This is a genomic window from Alkaliphilus hydrothermalis, assembly GCF_016908555.1.
In the GTDB taxonomy this organism is placed as follows: Bacteria; Bacillota; Clostridia; order Peptostreptococcales; family Natronincolaceae; genus Alkaliphilus; species Alkaliphilus hydrothermalis.
Map to the genome: position 1 here is coordinate 53,223 of NZ_JAFBEE010000007.1, position 24,958 is coordinate 78,180.

At 36.8% G+C, this 24,958-nt stretch carries 22 protein-coding genes; 10 read left to right on the forward strand and 12 right to left on the reverse strand.

Annotated features, from left to right (window positions below):
* Positions 1-199 precede the first annotated feature (199 nt).
* Both JOC73_RS15405 and JOC73_RS06755 read left to right on the forward strand, forming a co-directional pair.
* Positions 200-1,120, forward strand: a complete 921-nt coding sequence (locus JOC73_RS15405) for a M23 family metallopeptidase (protein WP_330613136.1) — start codon at positions 200-202, stop codon at positions 1,118-1,120.
* Between the two features lie 21 nt (positions 1,121-1,141).
* Positions 1,142-1,531, forward strand: coding sequence for a bactofilin family protein (locus tag JOC73_RS06755; RefSeq protein ID WP_204401458.1), 390 nt, complete (start codon positions 1,142-1,144; stop codon positions 1,529-1,531).
* Positions 1,532-1,589: 58 nt separating this feature from the next.
* Here the strand turns inward: JOC73_RS06755 and JOC73_RS06760 are convergent, their stop codons facing one another.
* The 5 genes from JOC73_RS06760 to JOC73_RS06780 form a co-directional block, all read right to left on the reverse strand.
* Positions 1,590-2,510: a diacylglycerol/lipid kinase family protein gene (locus tag JOC73_RS06760; RefSeq protein ID WP_204401460.1), complete on the reverse strand. Its 921-nt coding sequence runs from the start codon at positions 2,508-2,510 to the stop codon at positions 1,590-1,592.
* A gap of 156 nt (positions 2,511-2,666) precedes the next feature.
* Complete coding sequence (pdxR, locus tag JOC73_RS06765; RefSeq protein ID WP_204401462.1) at positions 2,667-4,151, reverse strand: MocR-like pyridoxine biosynthesis transcription factor PdxR; 1,485 nt, start codon at positions 4,149-4,151, stop codon at positions 2,667-2,669.
* 157 nt (positions 4,152-4,308) lie between these two features.
* Positions 4,309-4,500 (reverse strand): hypothetical protein, encoded by a 192-nt coding sequence (locus JOC73_RS06770; RefSeq protein WP_204401464.1) that lies wholly within the window; start codon positions 4,498-4,500, stop codon positions 4,309-4,311.
* 69 nt (positions 4,501-4,569) lie between these two features.
* Positions 4,570-6,324 (reverse strand): aldehyde ferredoxin oxidoreductase N-terminal domain-containing protein, encoded by a 1,755-nt coding sequence (locus JOC73_RS06775; RefSeq protein WP_204401467.1) that lies wholly within the window; start codon positions 6,322-6,324, stop codon positions 4,570-4,572.
* Positions 6,308-6,751, reverse strand: a complete 444-nt coding sequence (locus JOC73_RS06780; protein ID WP_204401469.1) for a 4Fe-4S dicluster domain-containing protein — start codon at positions 6,749-6,751, stop codon at positions 6,308-6,310. The genes JOC73_RS06775 and JOC73_RS06780 overlap by 17 nt, the downstream gene beginning before the upstream one ends.
* A gap of 180 nt (positions 6,752-6,931) precedes the next feature.
* Between JOC73_RS06780 and JOC73_RS06785 the strand changes: the two genes are divergently transcribed.
* The 5 genes from JOC73_RS06785 (at position 6,932) to JOC73_RS06805 (ending at position 14,728) form a co-directional block, all read left to right on the forward strand.
* Positions 6,932-8,683 carry an ABC transporter ATP-binding protein gene (locus JOC73_RS06785; protein ID WP_204401471.1) on the forward strand — a complete coding sequence of 584 codons (1,752 nt, stop codon included), beginning with the start codon at positions 6,932-6,934 and terminating at the stop codon, positions 8,681-8,683.
* A gap of 13 nt (positions 8,684-8,696) precedes the next feature.
* Positions 8,697-10,766 carry an ABC transporter ATP-binding protein gene (locus JOC73_RS06790; RefSeq protein WP_204401473.1) on the forward strand — a complete coding sequence of 690 codons (2,070 nt, stop codon included), beginning with the start codon at positions 8,697-8,699 and terminating at the stop codon, positions 10,764-10,766.
* A gap of 597 nt (positions 10,767-11,363) precedes the next feature.
* Positions 11,364-12,584 carry an FprA family A-type flavoprotein gene (locus tag JOC73_RS06795; RefSeq protein WP_204401475.1) on the forward strand — a complete coding sequence of 407 codons (1,221 nt, stop codon included), beginning with the start codon at positions 11,364-11,366 and terminating at the stop codon, positions 12,582-12,584.
* A 28-nt stretch (positions 12,585-12,612) separates the two neighbouring features.
* Positions 12,613-13,830 (forward strand): arginine deiminase, encoded by a 1,218-nt coding sequence (arcA, locus tag JOC73_RS06800; protein WP_204401477.1) that lies wholly within the window; start codon positions 12,613-12,615, stop codon positions 13,828-13,830.
* A gap of 88 nt (positions 13,831-13,918) precedes the next feature.
* Positions 13,919-14,728, forward strand: a complete 810-nt coding sequence (locus tag JOC73_RS06805; RefSeq protein WP_204401479.1) for a histidinol-phosphatase HisJ family protein — start codon at positions 13,919-13,921, stop codon at positions 14,726-14,728.
* Positions 14,729-14,809: 81 nt separating this feature from the next.
* Here JOC73_RS06805 and JOC73_RS06810 read toward each other — a convergent pair whose 3' ends face one another.
* From JOC73_RS06810 to JOC73_RS06820, 3 genes are all read right to left on the reverse strand, one after another.
* Positions 14,810-15,052 (reverse strand): hypothetical protein, encoded by a 243-nt coding sequence (locus JOC73_RS06810; protein ID WP_204401481.1) that lies wholly within the window; start codon positions 15,050-15,052, stop codon positions 14,810-14,812.
* A gap of 11 nt (positions 15,053-15,063) precedes the next feature.
* Positions 15,064-15,249 carry a type Z 30S ribosomal protein S14 gene (locus tag JOC73_RS06815; RefSeq protein ID WP_204401483.1) on the reverse strand — a complete coding sequence of 62 codons (186 nt, stop codon included), beginning with the start codon at positions 15,247-15,249 and terminating at the stop codon, positions 15,064-15,066.
* Between the two features lie 127 nt (positions 15,250-15,376).
* Positions 15,377-16,744 (reverse strand): aminotransferase-like domain-containing protein, encoded by a 1,368-nt coding sequence (locus tag JOC73_RS06820; RefSeq protein WP_204401485.1) that lies wholly within the window; start codon positions 16,742-16,744, stop codon positions 15,377-15,379.
* 118 nt (positions 16,745-16,862) lie between these two features.
* Here JOC73_RS06820 and JOC73_RS06825 point away from each other — a divergent pair, with 118 nt between their 5' ends.
* On the forward strand, positions 16,863-18,068 hold the full coding sequence (locus tag JOC73_RS06825) for an aminotransferase class III-fold pyridoxal phosphate-dependent enzyme (RefSeq protein ID WP_204401487.1): 1,206 nt from the start codon (positions 16,863-16,865) through the stop codon (positions 18,066-18,068).
* A 62-nt stretch (positions 18,069-18,130) separates the two neighbouring features.
* Complete coding sequence (locus tag JOC73_RS06830) at positions 18,131-18,547, forward strand: GNAT family N-acetyltransferase (RefSeq protein ID WP_204401490.1); 417 nt, start codon at positions 18,131-18,133, stop codon at positions 18,545-18,547.
* 80 nt (positions 18,548-18,627) lie between these two features.
* Here the strand turns inward: JOC73_RS06830 and JOC73_RS06835 are convergent, their stop codons facing one another.
* Both JOC73_RS06835 and JOC73_RS06840 read right to left on the reverse strand, forming a co-directional pair.
* Positions 18,628-19,104, reverse strand: coding sequence for a peroxiredoxin (locus JOC73_RS06835; RefSeq protein ID WP_204401492.1), 477 nt, complete (start codon positions 19,102-19,104; stop codon positions 18,628-18,630).
* A 66-nt stretch (positions 19,105-19,170) separates the two neighbouring features.
* Positions 19,171-19,797, reverse strand: coding sequence for a GGDEF domain-containing protein (locus JOC73_RS06840; RefSeq protein ID WP_204401494.1), 627 nt, complete (start codon positions 19,795-19,797; stop codon positions 19,171-19,173).
* Positions 19,798-20,014: 217 nt separating this feature from the next.
* Here JOC73_RS06840 and JOC73_RS06845 point away from each other — a divergent pair, with 217 nt between their 5' ends.
* Complete coding sequence (locus JOC73_RS06845; RefSeq protein ID WP_243427880.1) at positions 20,015-21,556, forward strand: putative polysaccharide biosynthesis protein; 1,542 nt, start codon at positions 20,015-20,017, stop codon at positions 21,554-21,556.
* A gap of 143 nt (positions 21,557-21,699) precedes the next feature.
* Here the strand turns inward: JOC73_RS06845 and polX are convergent, their stop codons facing one another.
* On the reverse strand, positions 21,700-23,460 hold the full coding sequence (gene polX, locus JOC73_RS06850; protein WP_204401496.1) for a DNA polymerase/3'-5' exonuclease PolX: 1,761 nt from the start codon (positions 23,458-23,460) through the stop codon (positions 21,700-21,702).
* A gap of 122 nt (positions 23,461-23,582) precedes the next feature.
* Positions 23,583-24,809, reverse strand: coding sequence for an EAL domain-containing protein (locus JOC73_RS06855; RefSeq protein ID WP_204401497.1), 1,227 nt, complete (start codon positions 24,807-24,809; stop codon positions 23,583-23,585).
* Positions 24,810-24,958: the final 149 nt, after the last annotated feature.

Here is a 24,958-nt window from a genome sequence, read left to right on the forward strand (position 1 = left end):
ACTATTAGTGTATCTAATAACTTATTAATACCTATTAAATTCTAAACACTAATATAAAAATCCTCCTTTCAAATAACTATTTTTGAAATTTTATAGTCATCATAAACTTAAATATTTTTATTTTCTATTTTTTAAAAGGGTTCTTCCTCTTTTTGTAGAATATTATGTTAGTTTAAATGGTTTTTAAGGAGGTTTTTTAGTGAAAAAAATTACCCATTCTGTCCATAAAAATAAAAAAATCCTATCTTTTACATTGATTCCCAGCACAACTAATCAGGTTGTTCATTTTAGTATTCCTTACTGGATTCCAATTCTTTCACTCTCCATAATACTCTTAACGGGTTTATATGCTGTTGGTGTTTCCAAAGAATATATTAAATCTCAAGAAGAACTCAATACAGCACAACTAAGCCTTGTCCAATTAAAAACAGAAAACGCTACCCAAGCGGCGGAAATTAGTTTCTTAAAGAATCGTTCAGCTGAAATTGAAAATAAACTCTTAGCTTTGAATGAACTACAAAATAAAGTTCTCAATATGGTGGGCTTAGAAGAAGCAGCAGTATCATCAATTACTCCACCAACCTTTCTCATTTCTAGGTCCGATGCCCGTAATTCTAACTCAGAAGAGACTTTAGATGAAGACTTGTCAAGCCTAAATAATTTAATAGAACAGCAGACAAATAGCATGGAAAAACTCGTAGTAGATGTAGAAAAGCAACTTAAATACATAGACTCACTTCCCAACCTTAGACCAGCGACAGGTAGGTTATCTTCTCCCTATGGCTATCGTATATCCCCCATCAGCCGTAGAAGAGAATTTCATTCAGGTATAGATATTGCTAATACCACCAATACAGATATTGTTGCTGCTGGTAGTGGTATAGTTACCTTCTCTGGATACAATGGGGGCTATGGTAAAATCGTTATGATTTCCCACGGTTATGGATATACAACTGTTTATGCCCACAATAACAAAGTCCTCGTAAAAGTGGGGGATCGGGTTAAAAAAGGGGATTTGATCGCTCAAATGGGAAGCACGGGACGTAGTACTGGACCCCATCTCCATTTTGAAATTAGAAAAGATGGTAAACACATCAATCCAAAAACTGTTTTAGAATAATAATTTTAAAGGAGGATTTTCATGTTTAACAAAAAGGAGGATATCCAATATAGTAGGGCTACAACCATCATTGGGGAAAATTGTAAATTTGAAGGACAACTGCGGGCTACAGGAACAATCAGGATAGATGGTGAGTTTAATGGTGAAATGTTCATAGAAGGGAATCTCTATATCGGTGAAAAAGGCAACATATCAGGTAATATTAAGACTTCGAACCTATTGGTTTCAGGAAAAATTAAAGGAAATGTAGAGGCAAAAGAGCAGTTAAGGATCTCCCCTGGGGGAAGTCTCCTAGGAGATGTTCGAGCAAATACCTTTATATTAGATGAAAATGCCTACTTTGAGGGTAATTGTAAAATGTCTAAGTCCAACACAATGACTACAGGATCGCAGGAAGAGGCTCTCCAATAAATTTAATTCACACAAAATGTTAACCCCCTACAAGGATTCTCCCAGTAGGGGGTTCTTACTAACCGTTAATTTTGAAGTACGCTTCAGGTACTATAATTTTGATGGCTTCCTTAATCACCTTAAAATTCATAGGCAATGAAGCTCCCAACTCTCCATCGACATCTACCACGATTTCAGACGGCCCTCCAATAGTTAACTCATTTACTTGATAGTATTTAAAATAAGGATGATTTATATGATTACCCTGTAGCATTAGAAGAAACAAACTAGCTATATCCTTCAAAGGACAACTCTCTATGATTAATAAATCCATTAAACCATCGTTGATTTTGGCCTCGGGTGCTATATGCCTAAATCCTCCTACATGGGAGGTATTAGCTAAAATAAAGAAGAAAATCTCCTTTTCCTCTATTTTGGTACCTATCTTTAGCTCCACCTTGATGGGCTTAAAAATCTGCTTTGGAAACTCTTTAATCCCTTCTAAATAGTAGGCAAATTTCCCCAAAGCTGTTTTTGATTCCGAAGAAACTTTGTAGGCTACGTCTGTCAAAAGACCTGCTGCCGCTACATTTAGAAAATAAGTTTCTCCTGTAAAGCCTACGTCCATTTTCTGTTGCCGATTCAAGTGAATCATATGGGCAAACTGATGAACATTTTTAGATATTTTAAAATGATTTCCTAAATCATTCACTGTCCCTGCTGGATAAATTACGAGAGAAGTGTTTTGGTGGCAGCCACTATGCATCATTCCATTTAGGACTTCATTAACAGTTCCATCTCCACCAGCTGCAACAATCATAGTATACCCCTGTTTACAGCTTTCTTGGGCAATTTCTATTGCATGAAGGGGGCCTTGTGTCCCTTCAATATCTGCTTTTATTCTATAATCCTCCCATAAAATCTCCTTTAGTTCTGGCACGTTTTTTTGTAATATTCGTCTACCAGAGTCTGGATTATATATGATTTTAACACGATTCATATGATTTCCCCCTAATCAATTTTAGTTCCAGTGTATAATCCTTTTACTTATTATAACAAAGTCTTCCTTCGGAAGATTTGATTGATGACTTATGTTGAAACTCATTTACGAAAAAGCTCTTATTTATACTAAATTAATGTAGAACTTTCCTATTCGTTACAAAATAGGTTTTATAAAACTTCCCCTATTGATTGGCTCTTGATTGTTAATATAACTATCTATATGACGACAAAGAATTTTCATGCCTGTTTCAATCTCGATTAAGTTAACAGCTGCAATACTAAGTCTAAAATATTCCCCATGTTGATTGTCAAGGTAAAATAGATTTCCGGGAGCAAAAACAACATTGTCCTTTACCACCTTTTCATAGAGTGTTTGGGAAGAATAGTTGTTTGGTAGCTTAAACCAAAAATTAACTCCACCCTTTGGCTTAATCACTTCCACCCCAGTAGGCATATATCTCTGAATGCAATCATTCATCTTATCAAAACGCTCTTGATATTTCTTCTCCATATACCGGAGGTGCTCCTGCCAAGTTCCCCTCTTTAAATACAGTTCCAATGCCCTCTGTAGCAGTCCAGAGGTGGATATATCAGAAGTATGTTTTGCCCTCAGGAGACGACCATGTAGATTACCAGGAATAACCATAAAGCCAAGTCGTAATCCCGGCATAAATATCTTTGAAAAACTCTTTACGTAAACAACGATTTCTTCATCATCCATTTGTTTTAGATTGCCAATATCTTCACTGTAATAATTTAACTCACTTAAATAATCATCCTCCATGATGTAAACCCCATATTTGCTACAAAGCTCCAATAATTTCTCTTTTTTTTCTTGAGTATAGGAGATCCCTGTAGGGTTCTGAAAGTTTGGCATAATGTATAAAAGTTTTGGATTGTAGGCTTGAATCTTTTTTTCCAGTATATCTAAATTTAATCCATCCTCTTGGAGGGGAATATCAATTATTTTAGCTCCCCTAGATTGAAAAGCTGCCATCGCTCCGGTATATGAGGGACTTTCTATAATAACATAATCCCCATAGCTTAATAATGCCTTAGATACAAGGTCAATCCCCTGTTGGGCCCCTGAAATGATTTGTATATTATCAATTTCTGTGTTTATACCATATTGAGCCACATACTCTCCTAAAATTTGTCTTAAAGGATAATATCCTTGACCCTCTTGATACCCAAAGGCATAGCCTTTATCCCTGTCTAAAACTTCATTCAATACCTTCTTAAAGTCCTCCACTGGGAATAGCTCTGCTGATGGAGTCGCACTGGCAAAGTTAATCATATTCTCTTCTATTTTAATTTGCCCCTGCTCCATCAAGGTTATTTTTTTATTTGAATCAACCTCTTCTCCTAGGTTATCCTTTATTTCCTTCTCTCTATGGGATACATACGTACCACTACCAATTTTTTTGTAGACCAAACCCTCTTGCTCTAAAATTTCGTAGGCTTTCACAACAGTAACATTATTTACCTCCATCATTTTAGACATTTTCCTCACAGGAGGTAGGCGATCTCCTTCTTTTAATACGTCCCCCAAGACCATTTCTTTAATAGCTTTATATAATTGTATGTATAGATGCTGTCCTTCCCTTTTGTTCAAATGAATATTTTCATAGGATTCCATCAGCTCACCTCATTCATATTGTTACCATACAATTATTATACCAAATTTTACAGTAATAGAAACAAAAATAAAATGTAACTAATAGTTTTTAACACAGAAGAAAACCCAGTGGGCATAGGATGAAATATTCCTTGCCAACTGGATCTTCTAAATGGGATTAATCTCTTCTATATTTATCTGCCATTCTTTGTAATTCTTGTGCTTGTGTACCGCTTTCTTCAGCACAATTCTTAAATAATTGAGCTAGATCTTTGTCATTAGTATGCTTTGAGAACATTTCGAAATCCCTTACCATTTCTTGTGCATCTAAAAGCTTCTTTGTAATCATATCTCTTGGGGTTAAATTCATAAGTATCCCACCTCCTTTAATTATATTTTTCCTAAAGGAGTTGCAATTATGTATTCCCTTTTTTTCATTTTAGCTTGTATGGAGGCTTGATTCCTTCAAGTCTTGTATTTTACTAATATATAAGGCTAACAAATCCTTCATTTCATCCATTTGTAGTTTCTTTCCAGATGCTTTTGTATCAAAGAATCTTTTTGGAAAATAGCTATCTGCATAGGAATAACCCATTTCCTCTTTTAGTTTTACTTTTTCAATAAATATTTTTTTAGCCAAAGATTTCAATTGCTCCTCCGTCACTTCATATCCAATGGCTTTAAGTGCATCTATTACTGTGACTTCATCATACACCTTGCGGGCAAAAAGACATATCACTAAACTATTCAATAGATTGCGGTCAATTTCCTCTTGGAGTAGCTGATTCACTAATTTCTCCTTATCCAGTTCCTCCATGGATTGGTCAAAGGAGTATCCTCCATTATCTAAATGGGAATGTCTGGCTCCTACTGTATGTCCTAAAATATTACCGTAACCTGTATGATATCCTGCGATTTCATTTTTTCCTAAGACCATTGCAAAATCCCGCCCCCCATACTTTTTAGCTAAAGCATCGGTACCCTTTGCGGCTACCCTATAAAAATCATTGGGCTGTTCAACAATGTATTTCATCATCCTACAATAGTCATCGACATTGCCAAATTTAGGTCTACATAGGGTTTCCTCTTCTTTAATAATATCTTTATCAAAGGCCTCCGTTACCCATGCCAACAAAACACCCATCGTAATGGCATCCACTCCTATTAGCTCCACCATCTCTATTAACTGTAATAATTTTTGAGGATCACCTACCCCCAGCATCGTTCCCAAAGAATAAATTAACTCATAATCGTAGGCTAGGGCTGAGGATTCATATTCATGGGATTCGCCAAATTTTTTCCTCAATAGTGCAATATGGATGCATCCAATGGTACAACCGCTACAGGCTACTTTTTTGATTAAATGCTTTTCAGCAAAGTTTTCACCACTGATTTCATTTGCCAACTCAAAATGATTATCTTGAAAATTTCTGGTTGGTAGGCCCTTCAAGTCATTGAGGGAGTTAACGTTAATAGAAGTTCCAATACCATGATATTTTTCCATTAAATCCGTGTTATTAACCTTCTCATAAATATCTTTGTAGACCCTTCTGTACTCCTTTGGGTTTGGAATCGGTTGCGAAGTATCTCCCTCAACAACAATCGCCTTTACCTTCTTACTACCCATTACTGCCCCTAGACCTAAGCGTCCAAAGTGTCGATAAGTATCCACCGTCACACAGGAGTAGGCAACCTCTTTTTCTCCTGCCTCTCCGATTACTAGAATCGACCTAAGTCCTCTCCTACCAGTATCATCATGTAATAGTCTTGTTGTCTCATCCGTATCAAGTCCCCATAGGGGATTTGCATTTTTAAACTCCACATGTTCATTATTAATATGAAGTGCAACTGGCCCCTTCGCTTTTCCTTTAATGACAATACCGTCAAGCCCTGCCATTCCCATTGCCATTGATAGCCTTGCACCAGCATAGCTTTCCCCAAGTTCACCCGTCAAAGGAGATTTAAAGAGGCTACAGGTCTTCGTCACCACTGGATAAATGGTATTCATAGGCCCTTTAGAGAAAATCATCGGTTGTTCCTCTGAAAGTGGTTCTCCTTTAGGATTTCCATACTCCTTTAATAACTGTACACCTATTCCCACACCCCCTATATAAGGCGCTAAATCTTCTCTTTCTATTACTTCTGTCCTTTTATCAGTTAAGTCCAACACCATGATTTTAGGACTCTTTCCCATAGGAACTCACCTCCATCTCTAAAACATTGTGGGGACAAACCTTAACGCAGCTTCCACACTGAATACAGACAATTGGTTTTTTTTCTTCTTTATCAAATTTTATTGCTTTGGCTATACAGGCCATGATACATTTTCCACACCCTGTACATTGTTGTGGGTGAAACTGTATGCCACCACCAGCCCTAGGAGTCAAGGCCCCAAATCCACACTCCGATACACAGGCAGGCTCTATACAGCCTCGACATATATTAACCACCATTCTACCCTGATATCCCCCACTGGTTTTGATGGCTATTGCACTCTTTGTCAAAGAAAAATCCTTATGAACAATAGACCCACAGGCCAACATGCACGAATAGCACCCAATACACTGTCCTAAATCCCTTACCTTTAGAATAGTTGGCTGCTTTACCTGCTGAGTTTTCATGAAATTAAACCTCCTGACACGTAACATTTTCCCTTAATCCTTTAACATTAGGAATCTGCTGTATTATTTTCCTTATATGGTGATATTATACCTAGGAAGATATTTAATGGATTTTGAAGGAATGTTGATTTTAATATAGAATATTTAGGGTAACAAAAGAAAAAAGTTTGGAGGGTTTTTATGGGTCACTTTGCATCATTAAAATATTTTTTTAAGAAAAATAAGTGGTATTACTTTTGGGGGATTTTTTGGCTTATCCTAGTGGACTTAGCCCAGCTACTAGTACCCGAAGTCCTTAGAAGATTCACAGATCAACTACAAGCCAAAACCTTAACCACCAGAGATATTTATCTCTACGGAATCTATATTCTACTAATTGGGTTTGCCATCTTCCTGTTCAGATTTCTTTGGAGGATATTCATTATGGGAGCCTCTAGAAGACTAGAGTATGAGCTTAGAAATAAGCTATTTTCCCATTTGCTAAAGCTATCGACAAATTATTATACCCACCATAAGACGGGGGATTTAATGGCCCATGCAACGAATGATATTAATGCAGTTCGGATGGCTTTAGGTATGGGGATCGTTATGTTGACGGATGCCACCTTCATCACTGTAGTGGCTATTACTATGATGGCCCGCACCACCGACTATAGACTTACCCTATTGGCATTACTTCCCCTCCCTGTACTAGCATTAGCCATTGGTCGTTTTGGCAAGGTCATTCATAAAAGATTTAAAGATGTACAAGAGGCCTTTGCCTCCATGACCGACACAGTTCAAGAAAATTTTTCAGGTATTCGAGTTGTAAAGTCCTTCGTTCAAGAAGAAGAGGAAATCAGTAAGTTCGATGCTAAGAATGAGAATTTATTTGAAAAAAATATGAAACTAGTTAAGCTCTACGGCCTTTTTCACCCATTTATTCAATATGTATCGGCCCTCAGCTTTATTATTGTCATCGGTTACGGGGGAATGTTGGTCATTTATGGAGATATTTCACTGGGGGATTTCATCGCCTTCAACTCCTATCTATCACTATTAGTATGGCCAATCATGGCAGTGGGGTGGTTAATTAATGTGATGCAACGGGGAACCGCCTCTATGGCACGTCTTAACAAAATTTTCGACGAAGCACCAGAAATTACCGAGGCAGATGCCCCCATAAAATTAGATTATTTCCAAGGAAATATTGAGTTTCAACAAATTTCCTTTAAATACCCCAACAGCTCCGTCAATGCTTTAGAAGATTTTTCTGTAAAAATTTCAGCAGGAAAAAGTCTTGGAGTAATCGGAAAAACAGGAAGTGGAAAAACCACCATTGCCACCCTATTGCTCCGTTTATATGATGTAGACACAGGACAAATACTATTGGATGGGAAACCAATTAAGAACTTAGAATTGGAAGACCTTCGGAGAAATATTGGTTATGTTGACCAAGATAGTTTCTTATTTTCCACCACCCTTGCCGAAAATATTGCCTTTGGCGTCGACAGCTTCCAACAGTGGGAAGTTGAAAGGGTGGCTAAAATGGCAGAGGTTCATGACAATATTATGAGTTTCCCCGAACAATACAAAACCTTTGTGGGGGAACGGGGGGTTACCCTATCTGGGGGACAAAAACAAAGAACCTCCATTGCCAGAGCAATAATGAAGAACCCTCAAGTCCTTATATTGGACGATTCCCTATCGGCTGTAGATACTGATACGGAGGAACGAATCCTTAACAATCTTAAGACTGAAATGAAGGGTAAAACCAGCATCATCATAGCCCACAGGATTTCCACCATCAAGGAATGTGATGAGATTATTGTATTAGAGAATGGTCAAATAATTGAACAGGGTACCCACGATGCCCTACTACAAAATCAAAAGAGCTATTATGAGCTGTATCAAAAACAGCTACTGGAAGATAAAATAGCCAATGAAGAATAGGGGGAACACATGGATGAGTAATTTACATCAAGAAGAAACTTTGGGTAAGGCCTACGATTCGAAACTAATGGGTCGTCTCCTACAGTATGCAAAGCCCTATTGGAAATGGCTAACCCTTTGTATATTTTTATTAATCATCATCTCAGTAATCGATTTAGCACAACCCTATATAATAAAGATCGCTATCGATGATTACATAAATGTTTATGAGGAACCCATTTACTACTATCAAGAAGCACCTTCCTCCAATAAAGCTTTTTCCTTCGAAGGCAGGTATTATTTAAAAGAAAAGCACCTTAGTGACGACTCCAACTACGAGGGATTTATTCAACTGATTCAAGATGAGGGTAATGTTTATCTAGTGGGAGGAAATCAATTATTAAAGAATGAAGATTATGAGGTTATAGACGATGGACAGAGGGCTAATGTAAAGATAAATAATCAAATCTATTCCGCAAGGCTATTGACCAAGGAAGAAGTCAAAAATTTTAGACAAAATGATATTACTTCTTTAAGAAACCTAAGTCTCGTTTTTTTCCTAATTATATCCTTTGGCCTGGTCCTCAACTTTATTCAGGTTTATATTTTAAACTATGCTGGTAACACAATCGTCTACCAGATTCGACATCAACTCTTCAGTCATCTACAGGGAATGTCCCTCAGTTTTTTCGACAACAATCCAGTTGGTCGTCTAGTAACAAGGGTAACCAATGATACTGAAACCCTCTACGAGATGTACACCAGTGTCGTGGTCAATCTTTTTAAGGATGTATTTTTATTATTAGGAATCATTGTGATTATGCTAAGATTAAACGTCAAACTAGCTCTAATCTCTCTTTTAGTCCTGCCTCTCATTTTAATATCAGCTGCCATTTTTAGAAGATATATTCGAGAAGCCTATCGGGAGGTTCGGGTAAAGCTAGCTAGTATCAACTCTTTCCTCAACGAAAACTTTACGGGTATGAAAACAATCCATACCTTTAAACGTGAAAAACAGCAATTTGAAAAGTTTGATCAAAGCAACAATGAGCTATTGAAGGCAAATCAAAGGGAAATTTTAGTTTTTGCCATTTTCCGTCCCTTTATGGAGGTATTAAGATCCCTAGGTATCAGTTTAATTATTTGGTATGGTGGTGGTCAAGTGCTTCAACAGACCATTGAATTTGGGGTTCTATTCGCTTTTATCAACTACATCAAGCAATTCTTCCAGCCTATCAATAACTTGACGGAAAAGTATAACATCCTTCAATCAGCAATGGCATCCTCTGAAAGAATTTTTGCCCTATTGGACAAGGAAACTTCCATAGTTGATCCTGAAGAACCCATTGTTCCAAAGGAATTTAAAGGAGAAATTGAATTCAAAAATGTTTGGTTCGCCTATAATGATGAAGATTGGGTGTTAAAAGATATCAGCTTTAAGATTAACCCCGGTGAATCCATCGCCTTTGTTGGGGCAACCGGTGCTGGAAAGTCCTCCATCATCAATCTAATTGGTCGATTTTATGATATTCAAAGGGGGGAGATTTTGATAGATGGTGTCAATATCAAAGACCTCCCTATGAAAGAACTCCGTAATAGTATTGGTATTGTTCTTCAAGATGTATTTATGTTCTCCGGTACTATAAAGGAAAATATTCTTTTGAATAATCGCCACGTGTCCGATGAAAAGATTAGAGAGATTACCGAATATGTAAATCTCCACTCCTTCATCGAAAAACTCCCAAACCAATATGATGAGGTGGTCATGGAGCGGGGTGCAAATTTCTCTACAGGTCAAAGACAGCTTTTGGCCTTTGCTAGAGCTCTATTGTTTGACCCGAATGTACTTATCCTCGATGAGGCAACCTCCAACATCGATACAGAAACGGAGACCCTTATTCAAGATGCCATTGTTAAATTAATTAAAGGCAGAACATCTATTGCCATCGCCCACCGTCTTTCTACCATTCAGAACTGTGATAAAATCATCGTTCTTCACAGGGGCGAACTAAGAGAAATGGGTAATCACCAGGAGTTGTTAAAGATGGAAGGAATCTATTATAAACTATATCAGCTTCAATACAAGGAAAGTTTGTCAAATTAAATAGAATAAACGATATTTTTGCAAGATGAAGGATTTGTTCCTTCATCTTTTTATCTTTTTTTATAACGAATAGGAAAGTTCTCCATTAATTTAATATAAAAGAGAACTTTTTCATAAATGAATTTCAACATAAAAAAATCCCCCTATGTTTCAAGGAAGATTTTCACTTTAACATTTGAATCTTATAATTAACCCTCTTGCATATATTTCCTTTCAAACATCTCGCAGTCATCTAAGGAACATGTATTGATAACAAGATGAATACATGTGCAAACTCCGCATTCTCTAACCTCTTTAACTTTATCTAACTCTTTGCTGTTTTTTACCATAACACGATCCCCTTTCGTCGTAATTTGTAATTTAATTATATCGCAAATTCATTTATCTGTCAATTGCAATTTAATTATTTATATTATTCATTTTATTCATGTCCACGGTTTTTTATTCCATATTTTATTTTTTTCTTTTAATAATTGTCTCTACATGGATTAAGAGCATTTTTTTTAGCCATAATATTATTGAAACAGATGGTTACAAAATAGATTGCTTGATTATTCAACTGCTACATATAGATAGCCTTAGAAAGGACGTGTTTAAATGCCCACAGTACCAATTAAAATTAAGGAAGATCTACATTGGATTGGCATGATTGATAAAGACTTAAGAATCTTTGATGTTATTATGAAAACTGAATATGGTACAGGCTATAATTCTTACCTTCTCAAAGGTAGTGAGAAGGTAGCTATTTTTGAAAATGTTAAATATAAGTATTTCTCTGATTATCTATCAATGATTAAAACCCTAACACCTATAGAAAAAATTGATTATGTAGTGGTTAACCATACAGAGCCAGACCACTCTGGGTCATTACAAGAATTATTAAAATTAAACCCTAATATTACTGTAGTTGGGACTAAACCTGCTTTAAGGTTCTTACATCAGATTATCAACTTCCCTTTTAGGGAAATGGAGGTTAAGGAGGGAGATTCCATCTCTTTAGGTAACAAGACCGTTAGATTTATCGAGGCTCCCTTCCTCCACTGGCCTGACTCCATGTATTCCTATGTAGAGGAGGACAATACTCTGATTAGCTGTGATTCCTTTGGGTGCCACTATGCCAGCCATGAAATATTTAATGACCAACTGGAAAAGGATCCATTAAAGTATGCTGACCTACAGAGTGCCTATGAATACTATTATGAAATGATTATGGGTCCCTTTAGACCATATGTGCTTAAAGCCCTTGACAAGATTGAACCCCTAAAAATAGATGTTGTATGCCCTGGTCACGGTCCAATTCTAAGGGAAAACATTGATTATTACTTGAATTTATACCGTCAATGGAGTAGAGCTACAAAGATTGAGGATGGATTAAAGCGAGTTACCATTTCCTATGTATCCGCCTATGGTTATACACAGCAGATTGCAGAGGAAATTGAAAAGGGAATAAAGTCTTTAGGTGACTTTGAAGTATACATATACGATATCCTGCATTCTAGAGACGAAGATATCTTGGGAAAAATCTTCTATTCCGATGGACTGTTGTTTGGCTCCCCCACCATCGCTGCCGACGCCCTAAAACCAGTTTACGATATTCTTAGTCAAGTTAATCCCCTAGTACATGGTGGCAAAACCGCCGCTGCCTTTGGTAGCTATGGTTGGAGTGGTGAAGCTACTAAAAATATTGAAGGACGTCTCCAACAATTAAGGATGAAGATTGAACCTGCTCTAAAAATTAATTTTAAGCCCTCCGATGGCCAATTAGCCGAAGCTTATCAATATGGTGTTGAATTTGGCAAGAAGCTTCTTCAAAACTAGTCACAGGGGGTAAGGAAGGAGTCATATTATGAAGAACGGCATACAAATATATAGCGAAATTGGTCAATTAAAAAGCGTTTTACTCCATAGCCCTGGTGAGGAAGTGGAAAACATTGTCCCCGACTATTTGACTAGACTACTCTTTGATGAAATTGTTTTTATGCAACAGGCAAGAAAAGAACATCAGCAGTTTGCTGATTTGCTGACTAATGAGGGGGTTGAAGTATTATATTTAGTAGATTTAATGGCAGATATCCTTCAAGACCCTAATGTCCGCCATCAGTTTTTAGAGGACTTCATGGCGGAGGCTAAGATTGTCACCGAAGGTCTACGGGAGAGTTTAAGGGAATTTTTTGCTCCTATGACCCCTTTAGAGATGATTAGAAAATGTATCGCTGGAGTAAGGACAAGCGAGATCAATGAAATTAAGAAAAAAAGACTTGCAGATATGGTTAAAAATCCGTACCCCTTCTATCTAGATCCTATTCCTAATATGTATTTCCAAAGAGACCCCTTTGCTTCTATAGGAAAAGGAGCCACCATCAACGTCATGGCCTCCGTCACTAGAAATAGAGAAACCTTGTTTGCCAAGTATCTATTTGACCATCATCCTCGATTCAAAAATGTACCCCGATGGTACAATCGAGATAAAGCACACCCTCTCGAGGGTGGAGATGAGCTGATTCTCTCTGATAAGGTAATCGCTATCGGAATCAGTAATCGCACAAGTGCCAGCTCTATCGAAAACATGGCAGGAAATATCTTTTCCTCTGATGAATCCTTTGACACAGTATTAGCCTTTGATATTCCAAAAGCTAGGGCCTTTATGCATTTGGATACTGTTTTTACGATGGTGGACTACGACCAATTTACCATTTATCCCGGCATTGAGATGCCTTTAGATGTCTACAGTATCAACAAAGGCAATGGTAAGAACTTAAATGTTTCCTACGAAGCCAGCAGGCTCTCTGATATTTTAAAGAGATATTTGCGCCTTCCATCAGTCAATTTGATTCGTTGTGGTGATGGGGACAGCATTGCTGCAGGTAGAGAGCAATGGAGCGATGGTAGCAATACTTTAGCTGTCTCCCCAGGGAAGGTCATCTGCTATAATCGAAACTATATCACAAATGATGCCCTTCGTCGAAACAAGATAGAGGTACTGGAGTTTGAGTCCTATGAGCTTTCCCGTGGTAGAGGTGGTCCCCGTTGTATGAGCATGCCCTTAATTAGAGATCTATTATAGTTTCCTATGGCTTTGACTTTTTATGAAAACAATTATATGATATCCCTAGTTAGGTAAGCCAAAGGAAAGATTAGGAGGTTCTCAATAGATGTTTGATTATCATGTTCATACCACATTTTCACCTGATGCCAAATCTCCAATGGAGGAGGTTATTAAATCTGGGATAGAAAAAAATCTAAAGGAAATCTGCTTTACAGATCATATTGACTACGATTGGGACGGCAAAGGTAATGACATTCGTTTTGATTTTGATTCATATTTTAAAACAATTGATGGATTCAAGGAAAAATATAAAGATCGTATCTCCATCAAGCAAGGGGTAGAGTTTGGTCTACAGCCCCATTTGATAGAAAAATATCAGGCCGTGTCTAGAAAATATGATTTTGATTTTATCCTTTGCTCTGTTCATTCTTTACGAAAGGAAGACCTATATCAAGGTGTTTTTTTTGAGGGACGTCCTCAGCAGGAAGCCTACAACATCTACTTTGAAGAATTGGCTCAAGTGGTGGATGCCTATGAGGATTATTCCGTACTGGGACATTTAGATGTGATCAAGCGCTATGGTGGATATGATGTAATACTGCCATTAGAACATTATCACGACTTCCTAGTACCTCTTTTGAAGAAAATTATTCATTTAGGTAAAGGACTGGAATTAAACACTTCTGGCATACGATACAACCTAGGGGATTTTCACCCTTCCTTAGATATTCTTAAAATTTATAGAAATTTAGGTGGCGAAATTGTTACAACGGGAGCTGACTCCCACCAAGCCCACCAAGTGGCTTATGATTTCCCCCATGCCCTCGAGGCCCTATCCTCCATCGGTTTTAAGTATGTTTGTACCTTTGACAAAATGAAGCCAGCGTTCCATTCAATCGAAAAGTTGTTAAGGTAAAAAAGGGAAAAAACAGGTGCGGTCACACCTGTTTTTTTTGCTTACTTAAGAGCCGTAACTAGTATAATATATTTAGTTCTGCTACATCAAAATTGTATTAATCGGCACCCTCCGATCAGCTCCACATTTTTCACAATAAAAAATATGTAGACACTGATGGGCAGGTACCCCATCCACCTGTTGAGTAATCCCTTGGTCTAAATAGGGACTATAATCATCAAAGTAATCCTGTATTGGCCCCCTTGCCATCATTGCCTCCTGACAGTGGGGACATCGGACCATATAACTGGATAAGCCATTACAAATAGGACAAACTTCTTCCATTCATATTCCTCCTACCAACTAGCTTTTCTAACACCTGGTATCTGCCCTTTGTATGCTAATTCCCTAAAGCAAATTCTACATATTCCAAACCTTCTTAAAACACTATGGGGTCTTCCACAGATATTACAACGAGTATATTCACGGGTTTTATATTTTTGCTTTCTTCTTTGCTTAACAATCAATGATTTTTTAGCCATAAAAAACCTCCTTAAGCTTATTCTACTTTTATTATTAGCCAATAGGAGGCTTTCAATCCCTTTTCATTAATAATTGAAGCATAAAAATAAGTATTAAACTCCTCTATCAAGATAGGTCTTATTATATTTATTTTTTATAAACATTATTCTCAAGTAATCCTCTTAATATCTTAATCAATGTGGTTAAAGACTCTATCTGTTCATCTAAAACGCCAGAGATACATAACCTAATGCAGCTTACATCACTCCGATAATTTTCTTTAGTATATTTTTGAGGAAAGAATTCTGTTGCATTCTTTATTAAAATACCATGACCCTTAAGCTTATTTTCTAACACCAGCATGTCTATACTATTAGGAAGCTCTATCCAGATAAATATACCATGACTCGGGACATGCCAACTAATAGCACTCGGGCTTAAAGCGTTAAACATTTCTGCTGCTCTCTTTAGTTTGTTTTCATAGGATTTCTTAACTTTTTTAATATGCTTTTCATACATACCTGATTTAATAAATGAGTTTAGAGCTGACTGTGGAATTTTTGATGTGTTTAGATCACTTAGATGCTTTAAACTCAATACATCTCCCACCATAACTTCAGGGACTACAACTGCTCCCATTCTTATCCCCGGCATAAAGGTTTTCGAAAAACTTCTAATATAAACAGTACACTTGCTTACATCATAGTAATGTATTGGCATACAACTTTTTTTTGAACCAATATCTGCTAAGTAATCATCTTCAATGATAAGTACATTATACATACTGGAAAGCTCTGCTATTCTTCTTTTTTCTTTTTCCTTTAGAGAGTACCCAGTAGGATTATGATGTCTCGGTATAACATAAAATGCTCTAATTTCACCAGAGCTAAATATTTTTTCCATTTCTTTATAGTTAAATCCATCTTTTTTCCTCTCAATTCCAATTACATCTATCCCCATATGTTCCGCCAGCTTTAGAACAAGGCTATAGGTAGGGGCTTCAACCAGTAATTTTCCCTTTTCTTTCTTAAATACAGTTTGGAGAATTAGTACTATTGCTTGTTGAGCTCCATGGGTAATGACTAAGTTCTCTGTAGAAGTGTAGACACCATCCTTTTCAAATTCAATCTTCAATGTTTCTTTCAAAGAAGCTAGTCCACCAGTTGCCTCATAACCGAATAGACTGTTTTTGTACATATCTATAGCTTTATTCATGGCATGTGTAAATTCTCTATATGGAATTAGTTTTTCATCAGGTTTAACCGACTGAAAATCTACCTCTTTCAGAGCTATTTTTGTGCTCTCCTCAGAATCCACCAAATAGAATCCTCCCCGGGGGATACTATAAACTTTGTGCTCTTTTTCTAACTCATTATAGGCCTTATTAACTGTTATTTTATTTATACTAAGTTGAGCGGCCATCTCTCTACAGCTTGGAAGACGCTGCCCCTTTTTAATTCTTCCCACCTTAATTTCATTAGATATATAGTTTTTCACAATGTCGGTTTTATTCATATTTTATTTTCACCTCAAGTTATTTGTAGTAGTACAGATTAAAATCTACACAATTGAACTATCTTATTTTCAATTATATACTTAATTTGTAATAAAACAAGAGCAAGGAGGTGTCTCAATGAAAGAAGTAAGCGCTGATAGTCAAATAAAACTGTTTTCTGGCCCAGAAATCTCCCTTACGGCTATCCAAGCTTCAGGTACACGAATTCGAACAAAAGAATATGGCGAACTCATTGATTTTGAATCAGGCTGCTGGGCTAACGTTTTAGGCCATAGTCGAAAGGAGATTGTCCAGACTATATCTGAGAATGCAGGCTTATTATTTCACACTCATCATTACTTTAGTACAGAACACCCTGGTACACTGGTCACAGAGTTAGTTAAAGCAGCAGGGCTTAGAGGTAGCTATAAAGGTAACTTTATATCTTCAGGAAGCGAGGCGGTTTCATTAGCAGTGTCACTAGCAGAGTATATCACTAAACGAGAAAAGAAGTTATCACTATCAATCTCATATCATGGTACATCATCTGAACTAAAGATTCCAAGGAACTCTACTCAATGGATAGATCTAGATGTATCTAATTGTTTTAGTTGCCAAAAATCATCAAGTTGTAGTGAATGTGGGAACTACTCTTCCATAGACTTTTCAAGTATAGCGGCCTTTGTGTTTGAGCCAGGAAATTCAGGAGGGATTGTTCTCTGTCCACCGAAAAAGTTAATTTCATTTTTAGTTGAAAACACAAAGGCTTCTGGAGGATTTGTCATTCTCAATGAAGTTACAACCGGTTTTGGTAGAACCGGTAGATGGTTTGGTTTTCAGCACTATGATGTATTTAATTCTGAGTCACACTTACCTGATCTTATTGCCTTAGGAAAAGGTCTTGGTAATGGATATCCTATAAGTGGTGTTTTAATTAAGTCTAATTTAGCTAGGGTTATAGAAGGATCAAACTTCAGATATGTTCAGTCTCATTTAGATGATCCCCTTGGTTGTATAGTTGCCAGAAAAGTAGTTGAAGTGATTTCAAATGAAGAGCTTATTGAAATTGGTAATAAAATGGGTCAATATCTTCGTCAGAGTTTAAATGAGATAAGAGAAGAGACTAAAAAAATAATAGAAGTACGCGGGAGAGGTTTGATGAATGTTATCGCTCTTGATCAAAGTCATCATTCACTAGAAGTATTCAAAAAGCTACTTGAGAGAGGTTTTTTCACTGGATATTCAGAACTTCATAATCTGATACGCCTCTATCCACCCCTGACAATCAAAACTGAAGAGATTGATAGGCTATGTCGTTCTTTAAAAGAAATATTAATTAATTAGTTTGCTATGTTCCTCATTAAAAAATCATAAGATTATATTTTAATCGTTTGGAGGATGAAGAAATGAAAAATTTAATTTTTGATTGCTATGTATCGTCAGATAAATCTAAATTAGATATTGATAAAATTATGTCTTTGATGAAACAATCCTATTGGGCTATGGATCGAAGTGAAGAAACCCTTAAAAAATCAATTGAAAATTCCATCTGCTATGGTATGTACCACGATAATAATTTAGTAGGATTCGGTAGAGTTGTTACTGATTATTCAACAGTTTATTGGATTTGCGACGTAATTATTGATGTCAATTGTCAAGGTAATGGCTTAGGAAAACAGTTAATGCAATCAATTATGTCTACTCAAGAACTGGATGGATTGTTAGGTATTTTAGCAACTAAGGATGCCCATGGCTTATATGAGCAATATGGTTTCATTAAGGAACCTCATAAGTTTATGATGAAAAAAAGAACTAAATTATAAAGTATTCTTCTGATCTAAGTTACATGTGTAAAATAAAACTACAAAAGAATCCCTCAAAATTTCCGAGGGATTCTACTATCTTAAACTTTATCTTCTTTTTTTAGATAATCCAGTACTTCTTCCACATGGCCTTTAGTCTTTACATTTCTAAATTCCTGTATCAAAATCCCCTCTTCATCAATGACAAAGGTTGATCTAACAGTGCCAATTACTTCTTTGCCGAACATTTTCTTAGGCTTTAACACCCCATACATCCCATGAATTTCCCTGGCTTCATCACTTAGTAAATCAAAGGGGAAATTTAGCTTTTCCTTGAATTTTTGATGATTCTTGATGCTATCTTTACTCATCCCCAGTACTTCTGTATTTAAAGCTTTAAATTCTTCATACCGATCTCTGAACTCAGAGGCTTCATTGGCTCAACCAGGGGTGTTGTCCTTTGGATAAAAGAATAGCACAACTTTTTTCTTGTTCTTGAAATCTGATATAGCTACATCTGCTCCGCTGGTGGAGGGGGCAGTAAAATCAGGAGCTTTTTTTCCAACTAAGTTTATCATCTTATCACCTCATACTGTTTTGCTAGTATTTTACCCTATGTTCTCCCTTCCAAAACACATAGAGTACTATTTGCTATATTTCTCAAACAAGTCGTCTAAGGCTTCCCTCAATAAAAAAGCCTCTGTTTTCTCCGTTTTCTTTGACAAGTCCGCCAGTCGGTCCAGCTGGGTCTTGGTGTAGTGGTTGGATTTCAACATCATATTTTCACTCTCTGCTATACATACACGATTTTTACCCTCCCGTTTCGCCCGAAAAAGAGCGCTATCTGCCCCTCTAAATAACTCTACTGAGTTTTTCGCATCCCTTGGATAGTTTGCAATCCCTGCACTAATCTTAACGGAGATTTCTTTTTTCCGATCCCCCATCTGAAAAGTATTAATATCAAAGTATCTGCGTATTTCCTCCATAATGATGTAGCCAGTATCGGAGGTTGTATTACTAAATAAAAGATTAAATTCATCCTTATTACTTCTACATAGAAAATCATTTGATTTCATGTTTTGCTTAAGAACAGAAGAAATTTTCTTAATAACTTGGTCCCCTACTACTTCACCATAGTAACTATTAACCGTCTGAAAATTATCTATATCTATTGTTGCCAGTGTAAAGGTTTCGGAGCCATTATCTACTTTTTCTTCTACAATTTTTAAAAATGCCTCTTTATCTAATATTCCAGAAATCTTATGTATCAATATAACCCACCTCCGCAATATATATCCTTCGCCGTTGACCTATTTATATGTATCCATTAGTATTAATTATTCACGGCAAAATTCTAAAATCCTTCCTCGATTATAGAGTCTGAGGAAAAATAAGAATTTAGTATCACCAGTAATAAAGCATATTTACTAGGAATATTTATGTGTATAGTCCTTTTTTTATAAAGTACAAAAACATTGGGGTGATAACTTGAAAAAAACATCATTCATTATGGGAACAATCCTCTTAGCCTCCATCAATTTCATTGTTAGGTCCCTTGGTTTTGTTTATCGAATCATCTTATCAAGAATGATTGGGTCTCAAGCCATCGGATTGTATCAAATGGTATTTCCTTTCCTGATGGTGCTGATTGCCATACCTACTTCTGGAATCCCTATAGCCGTCTCGAAACTGGTGGCGAAGGAAAATTCATTAAATAATCGACGGGGAATCTATCGACTCCTTACCCTTACCTTAGGATTAGGAGGCGCTATTGCCCTATTTTTGACAGTGGTCACTTCATTGAATATAGAGTTTATCGTTACTAAACTTTTGAAGAATGAAGATTTGTACTACCCCGTCTTATGGTCAATACCAGCCATAAGCGTCATTACCTTTTCCAGTATCCTTAGGGGTTTTTTCTATGGATTAAAGGATATGAAGCCACCTGCCTCTGCACAAATTATAGAACAGCTGGCTAGAATCTTGTTTGTCTTGGCTTATCTATACTACGAAAAGCCTACCCATCCAGTAACGGCAGCCACTATTGCAATTATTGGAGTAACCATTGGCGAGATTTTCGGATTATTTTATCTAGTCTTAAGATTTAATTTGAAGAGGCTGTTGGAAATAAAAACCTTTATACCACCCACTGACAGTAAAATTTTCAATGTATTAAAGGAAGTTCTGTATATTTCAGTCCCCCTTACCATCAGTCGTTTACTTTCAGTTTTTATGCAGACAATCAACTCGATTCTAATACCACAACGTCTTGAGGCGGCAGGTTATTCTGCAGTTGCTGCCATCGAAACCTTTGGAAAAATTACTGGTATGGCTATGCCCCTATTATTTTTACCCTTTACAGTGACCACAGCCCTTGTACTCAATATCATCCCTAATATTTCAGAGGAAATAGCAGTAAATAACATGAAGGAGGTCTCCTATAAGTCCAGTTTGGCTATTAAAATTACGCTACTGATTGCCATTCCCCTCACCGGAATCTATGTCATTTTTGGACAGCAATTGGCTGAGTTGATATATCATGAAAAAGAAGTAGGTAGATATCTTTCTCTGATTAGCTATGCAACCCTCTTCCTCTGTATGCAACATACCCTTTCTGGTATACTTCATGGAATGGGTAAACAGGTGATTACCACCATCAACTATCTATTGGGAATGTTGGTACAGCTCTATTGTACCTATTACTTAGTTCCAAATCCCAAGTATGGGATAAATGGTTTCTTCATTGGCTTTATTATGTCTTCCTTTTTAATCTTTATCTTAAATTTAATCACCCTTAGCAAATATGTCAAGCTAAATTTACCATTTATGCAATCCATATTAAAACCAACCCTTTGTTCTCTAATCACTTTTTTAGTAATGATTATCCTATATCAAACCCTGGGTGGTTACTTATCTTCAGGTCTGACTTCAATTGTGTCTCTTGGTTTTGGCGGATTGTTCTATTGTGGTCTTTTGGTTATCACAAAAACCCTAGACTTAAATCAATTTATTAATAGTCTTAGGAGTTAAGGGGCAAAGTTGAGTCAATTCAGAGTTAATGACAAACACAATGTTTTAAAGTAAACAGATTTAAGAGTAAGAATCATATATTTATCAAGGATAGTCCTAGTACGACTATCCTTTTTTACGTACTTTTTTACATGTTTTTTTCTTTACATTTTTTGATTTTCCCACTTCATTTCTTTCTGTTCTTGAGTCTCTTTCTTAAACCGCTCTAGAACTTCCTCAATCTCCATTGTATTGATGACATCCTCCGACTCCAACCATCCCTTCCTTGCAATCCCAACTCCGTACATAACATCATCTAGTCCCTCTATTCTGTGGGCATCTGGCTCGATCACCAGCTTTACTCCCTTTTCCTTGGCATATCTACAAAGTCTCCAATCTAAATCTAGTCTATGGGGGTTACTATTAATTTCGATTGCCACATGATTGTCAGCACAGGCTTGTATAATCTCCTCGATATCCAACTGATACCCCTTACGGGATAGGAGTAATCTCCCAGTTACATGTCCTAGAATAGTGGTGTATTTATTCTGAACTGCCTTTAAGATTCTATTTGTCATGGTTTCTTCGTCTAAGTTAAAGTTTGAATGAATAGATCCAATGACATAATCAAAGGAAGCCAAGACTTCATCCTCATAATCTAAAGAACCATCCACAAGAATATCCGATTCGATCCCCTTTAAAATAGTTATCTGTGGATATTTTTCCCTTAAATCCTCAATCTCCCTATGTTGCTTCTTTACATCTTCTTCCCTCAGACCACCTGCATAGGCGGCACTCTTACTATGGTCTGATATTCCGATATATCTAAAGCCCCTCTCTATAGCCGCCTTTACCAACTCTTCTATGGTGTTCCTTCCATCACTATATTGACTATGAACATGAAAAATCCCTTTGACATCCTTATGCTCCACCAAATTGGGCAGTTGATTCTTCTCGGCCATTTCTATTTCCCCCTGCCCCTCCCGGAGCTCTGGTGGGATGTAGTCCAGCTCTAAAAGTCCATATAGTTCTTCCTCCGTATCCGCAGGAAGTCTTTCTTCTTCCCTAAATATCCCGTACTCATTTACCTTTAATCCCATTTTTTTAGCCCTTCCCCTTAGGAGGGTGTTGTGTTCTTTGCTTCCAGTAAAATGTAGTAGGGCATAGGCAAATTCCCCTTCCTCTACTAGTCTTAGGTCTACATTCATTCCAATATTTAGTACAACACTACTTTTCGTATCCCCTTTAGCAATGACCTTCCCCACCCCTTCAATCGTGGTGAAAAAATCCATTACCTTGTCCCGATCATTTTTGCCACAACTGACGATAATGTCTATATCCTTGATAATCTCCTTTCGCCTACGGATACTACCCGCTAGACTAACCTGACTAAGCTCTGGTAGTTCCTTAAGTTGAGTCACTAGGTATGTTCCATATTTTAGCCCTGTGGATATTAAAAATTTCCCTTGATACTTCTTGATCTGCTCTATTCCTTCAAGAATTTTTATTTGGGTCTTTTCCCCAAAGCCCTTTAAATCCACCAAGCGATTTTCCAAACAAGCATACTCCAATTCACCGATAGAAGTAATCTCCAGCTTGTCATAGAGTTCTCGAATTTTTTTAGGACCCACCCCTGGGATTTTCAGCATCTCCATGACACCCTCTGGAATTTCTTCCTTTAATTTATCATAGAACTCTAGTTTTCCCGTTTCTACTAATTCAATGATTTTACCCTCTAGCGCCTTTCCGATCCCCTTGATGGTGTTTAATCGATTTTCCTCCACCAACACTTTTATGTCTTCCTCCATCAGCTCTACTGTCCTGGCACCATTGTAATATGCCCGTATTTTAAAGGGATTCTCCCCCTTAAGCTCCATCATCATACCGATTTCCTCAAAGATTTTGCTGATTTCATATTTATCCATTTTCTCCCTCCTATCTTTTTCCTATTAAACATTATACCCTTATCTATCCAAAAACAAAATTAAAGTAGCTGAATTATTATTTCAGCTACTTTACATTATTAGTATAGTAAATTAACCCACCATTACTCAACTTCAATATTATTCAAAGTATCCAATAAGTAAGCCACGGAAGTCACAGCCTTGTATCGATTATTTTCAGCCACTACAATATAATCATAGACACTATTTTCTTCCCTTGCGATAGCCCTTCTAGATACTTCTTGTATATTACTGTCCTGATCCACCACCAACGGATAGGGATCCATGGCACTGGTAATGGGCTCGTTTAAAAATTCAGCCCCATCTGTTCTTTTGAGCATTTGAAGATAAAACTTATTCCTCATGACTAGCCCTACAATCTCTTCTTGTTTGACCACCACAATTCCTTGAAGGTTGTATTTCTCACTGAATAGCTGATGGGCTTCATTACAGTGACAGGAGTATTCCATAGGTGCATCTAGCCTTGAAATATCTCCAACTCGAATATATTCTTTTGCTTCTTTATTGGCCCTTATGATATCATTAATACTATGTAAAACGTTCAAAACCTTTAAATCTAAGGGAACCATATTTGGCTGAGGTCTTTGAAAGAAATACCCTTGCCCGTACTCTATTCCAATTTCCATCAGGGTCTTTAGTTCATCATAGGTTTCAATTCCTTCACCAATTAGTTTGATTCCAGTTGTTTTTGAAAACTGTTGGAAGCTTTTTAACAGCTCTCTTTTTAACATGTCTTTATCTATATCTCGAATTAACCCCATATCTATTTTAATGAAATTAGGCCTGATTTCTGCCAACATCCGCAACCCAGCATAGCCCTCACCAGCATCATCTACAGCTACTCGATAGCCTTGCCCTCGATAATTTTCCAATATTTCCTTAAAACTCTTATAGTCAGCTATAGCCGTATGCTCTGTTATTTCAAAAATAATATGCTTAGGCTCTAAACCCCACTGGGCTAAATATTCCTTTGTAAAACCCTGCTTAAAGTCAGGGTCCTTTACAATAGCAGAATCTATATTAATAAAAAGATATTTCTCTCCGATTATTTCCTTTGCCTTCTCAATAGCCGTTAGTCTACATAACAAGTCTAATTCCCATACCTTATTGAGTTTCTTTGCATAGCCAAATAATTCATTGGGATAATGCAGCGGACTATAATTAGGACCTCTACTGAGGGCTTCATAGCCTATGATTTCAGCATCCTTTAAGGAGACAATAGGTTGATAATATGTAACTACTTTACGATTCCTTAATATATCAAGGAATTCAGCCTTTAAGTCATGCTCTTTGATGTTATTAATCGCCATAAAAATCCCCCTCCACTTGTATAAGGTTATTATATTGGAAAAGCATAGGAGTTTTGTTATGACTTGGTTAAATATTGGGAAGTTCGTTGTAATTCGTCAAATTTCTACAAGGATGCTCTATGCTGGGTTTTTGAAGAGACGCTGAAGGT

Bases quoted from the DNA above. Each gene is read 5' to 3' on its own strand.
- JOC73_RS06755 (WP_204401458.1), top strand. From the start codon at position 1,142: ATGTTTAACAAAAAGGAGGATATCCAATATAGTAGGGCTACAACCATC.
- JOC73_RS06760 (WP_204401460.1), bottom strand. From the start codon at position 2,510: ATGAATCGTGTTAAAATCATATATAATCCAGACTCTGGTAGACGAATA.
- pdxR (WP_204401462.1), bottom strand. From the start codon at position 4,151: ATGGAATCCTATGAAAATATTCATTTGAACAAAAGGGAAGGACAGCAT.
- JOC73_RS06770 (WP_204401464.1), bottom strand. From the start codon at position 4,500: ATGAATTTAACCCCAAGAGATATGATTACAAAGAAGCTTTTAGATGCA.
- JOC73_RS06775 (WP_204401467.1), bottom strand. From the start codon at position 6,324: ATGGGAAAGAGTCCTAAAATCATGGTGTTGGACTTAACTGATAAAAGG.
- JOC73_RS06780 (WP_204401469.1), bottom strand. From the start codon at position 6,751: ATGAAAACTCAGCAGGTAAAGCAGCCAACTATTCTAAAGGTAAGGGAT.
- JOC73_RS06785 (WP_204401471.1), top strand. From the start codon at position 6,932: ATGGGTCACTTTGCATCATTAAAATATTTTTTTAAGAAAAATAAGTGG.
- JOC73_RS06790 (WP_204401473.1), top strand. From the start codon at position 8,697: ATGAGTAATTTACATCAAGAAGAAACTTTGGGTAAGGCCTACGATTCG.
- JOC73_RS06795 (WP_204401475.1), top strand. From the start codon at position 11,364: ATGCCCACAGTACCAATTAAAATTAAGGAAGATCTACATTGGATTGGC.
- arcA (WP_204401477.1), top strand. From the start codon at position 12,613: ATGAAGAACGGCATACAAATATATAGCGAAATTGGTCAATTAAAAAGC.
- JOC73_RS06805 (WP_204401479.1), top strand. From the start codon at position 13,919: ATGTTTGATTATCATGTTCATACCACATTTTCACCTGATGCCAAATCT.
- JOC73_RS06810 (WP_204401481.1), bottom strand. From the start codon at position 15,052: ATGGAAGAAGTTTGTCCTATTTGTAATGGCTTATCCAGTTATATGGTC.
- JOC73_RS06815 (WP_204401483.1), bottom strand. From the start codon at position 15,249: ATGGCTAAAAAATCATTGATTGTTAAGCAAAGAAGAAAGCAAAAATAT.
- JOC73_RS06820 (WP_204401485.1), bottom strand. From the start codon at position 16,744: ATGAATAAAACCGACATTGTGAAAAACTATATATCTAATGAAATTAAG.
- JOC73_RS06825 (WP_204401487.1), top strand. From the start codon at position 16,863: ATGAAAGAAGTAAGCGCTGATAGTCAAATAAAACTGTTTTCTGGCCCA.
- JOC73_RS06830 (WP_204401490.1), top strand. From the start codon at position 18,131: ATGAAAAATTTAATTTTTGATTGCTATGTATCGTCAGATAAATCTAAA.
- polX (WP_204401496.1), bottom strand. From the start codon at position 23,460: ATGGATAAATATGAAATCAGCAAAATCTTTGAGGAAATCGGTATGATG.
- JOC73_RS06855 (WP_204401497.1), bottom strand. From the start codon at position 24,809: ATGGCGATTAATAACATCAAAGAGCATGACTTAAAGGCTGAATTCCTT.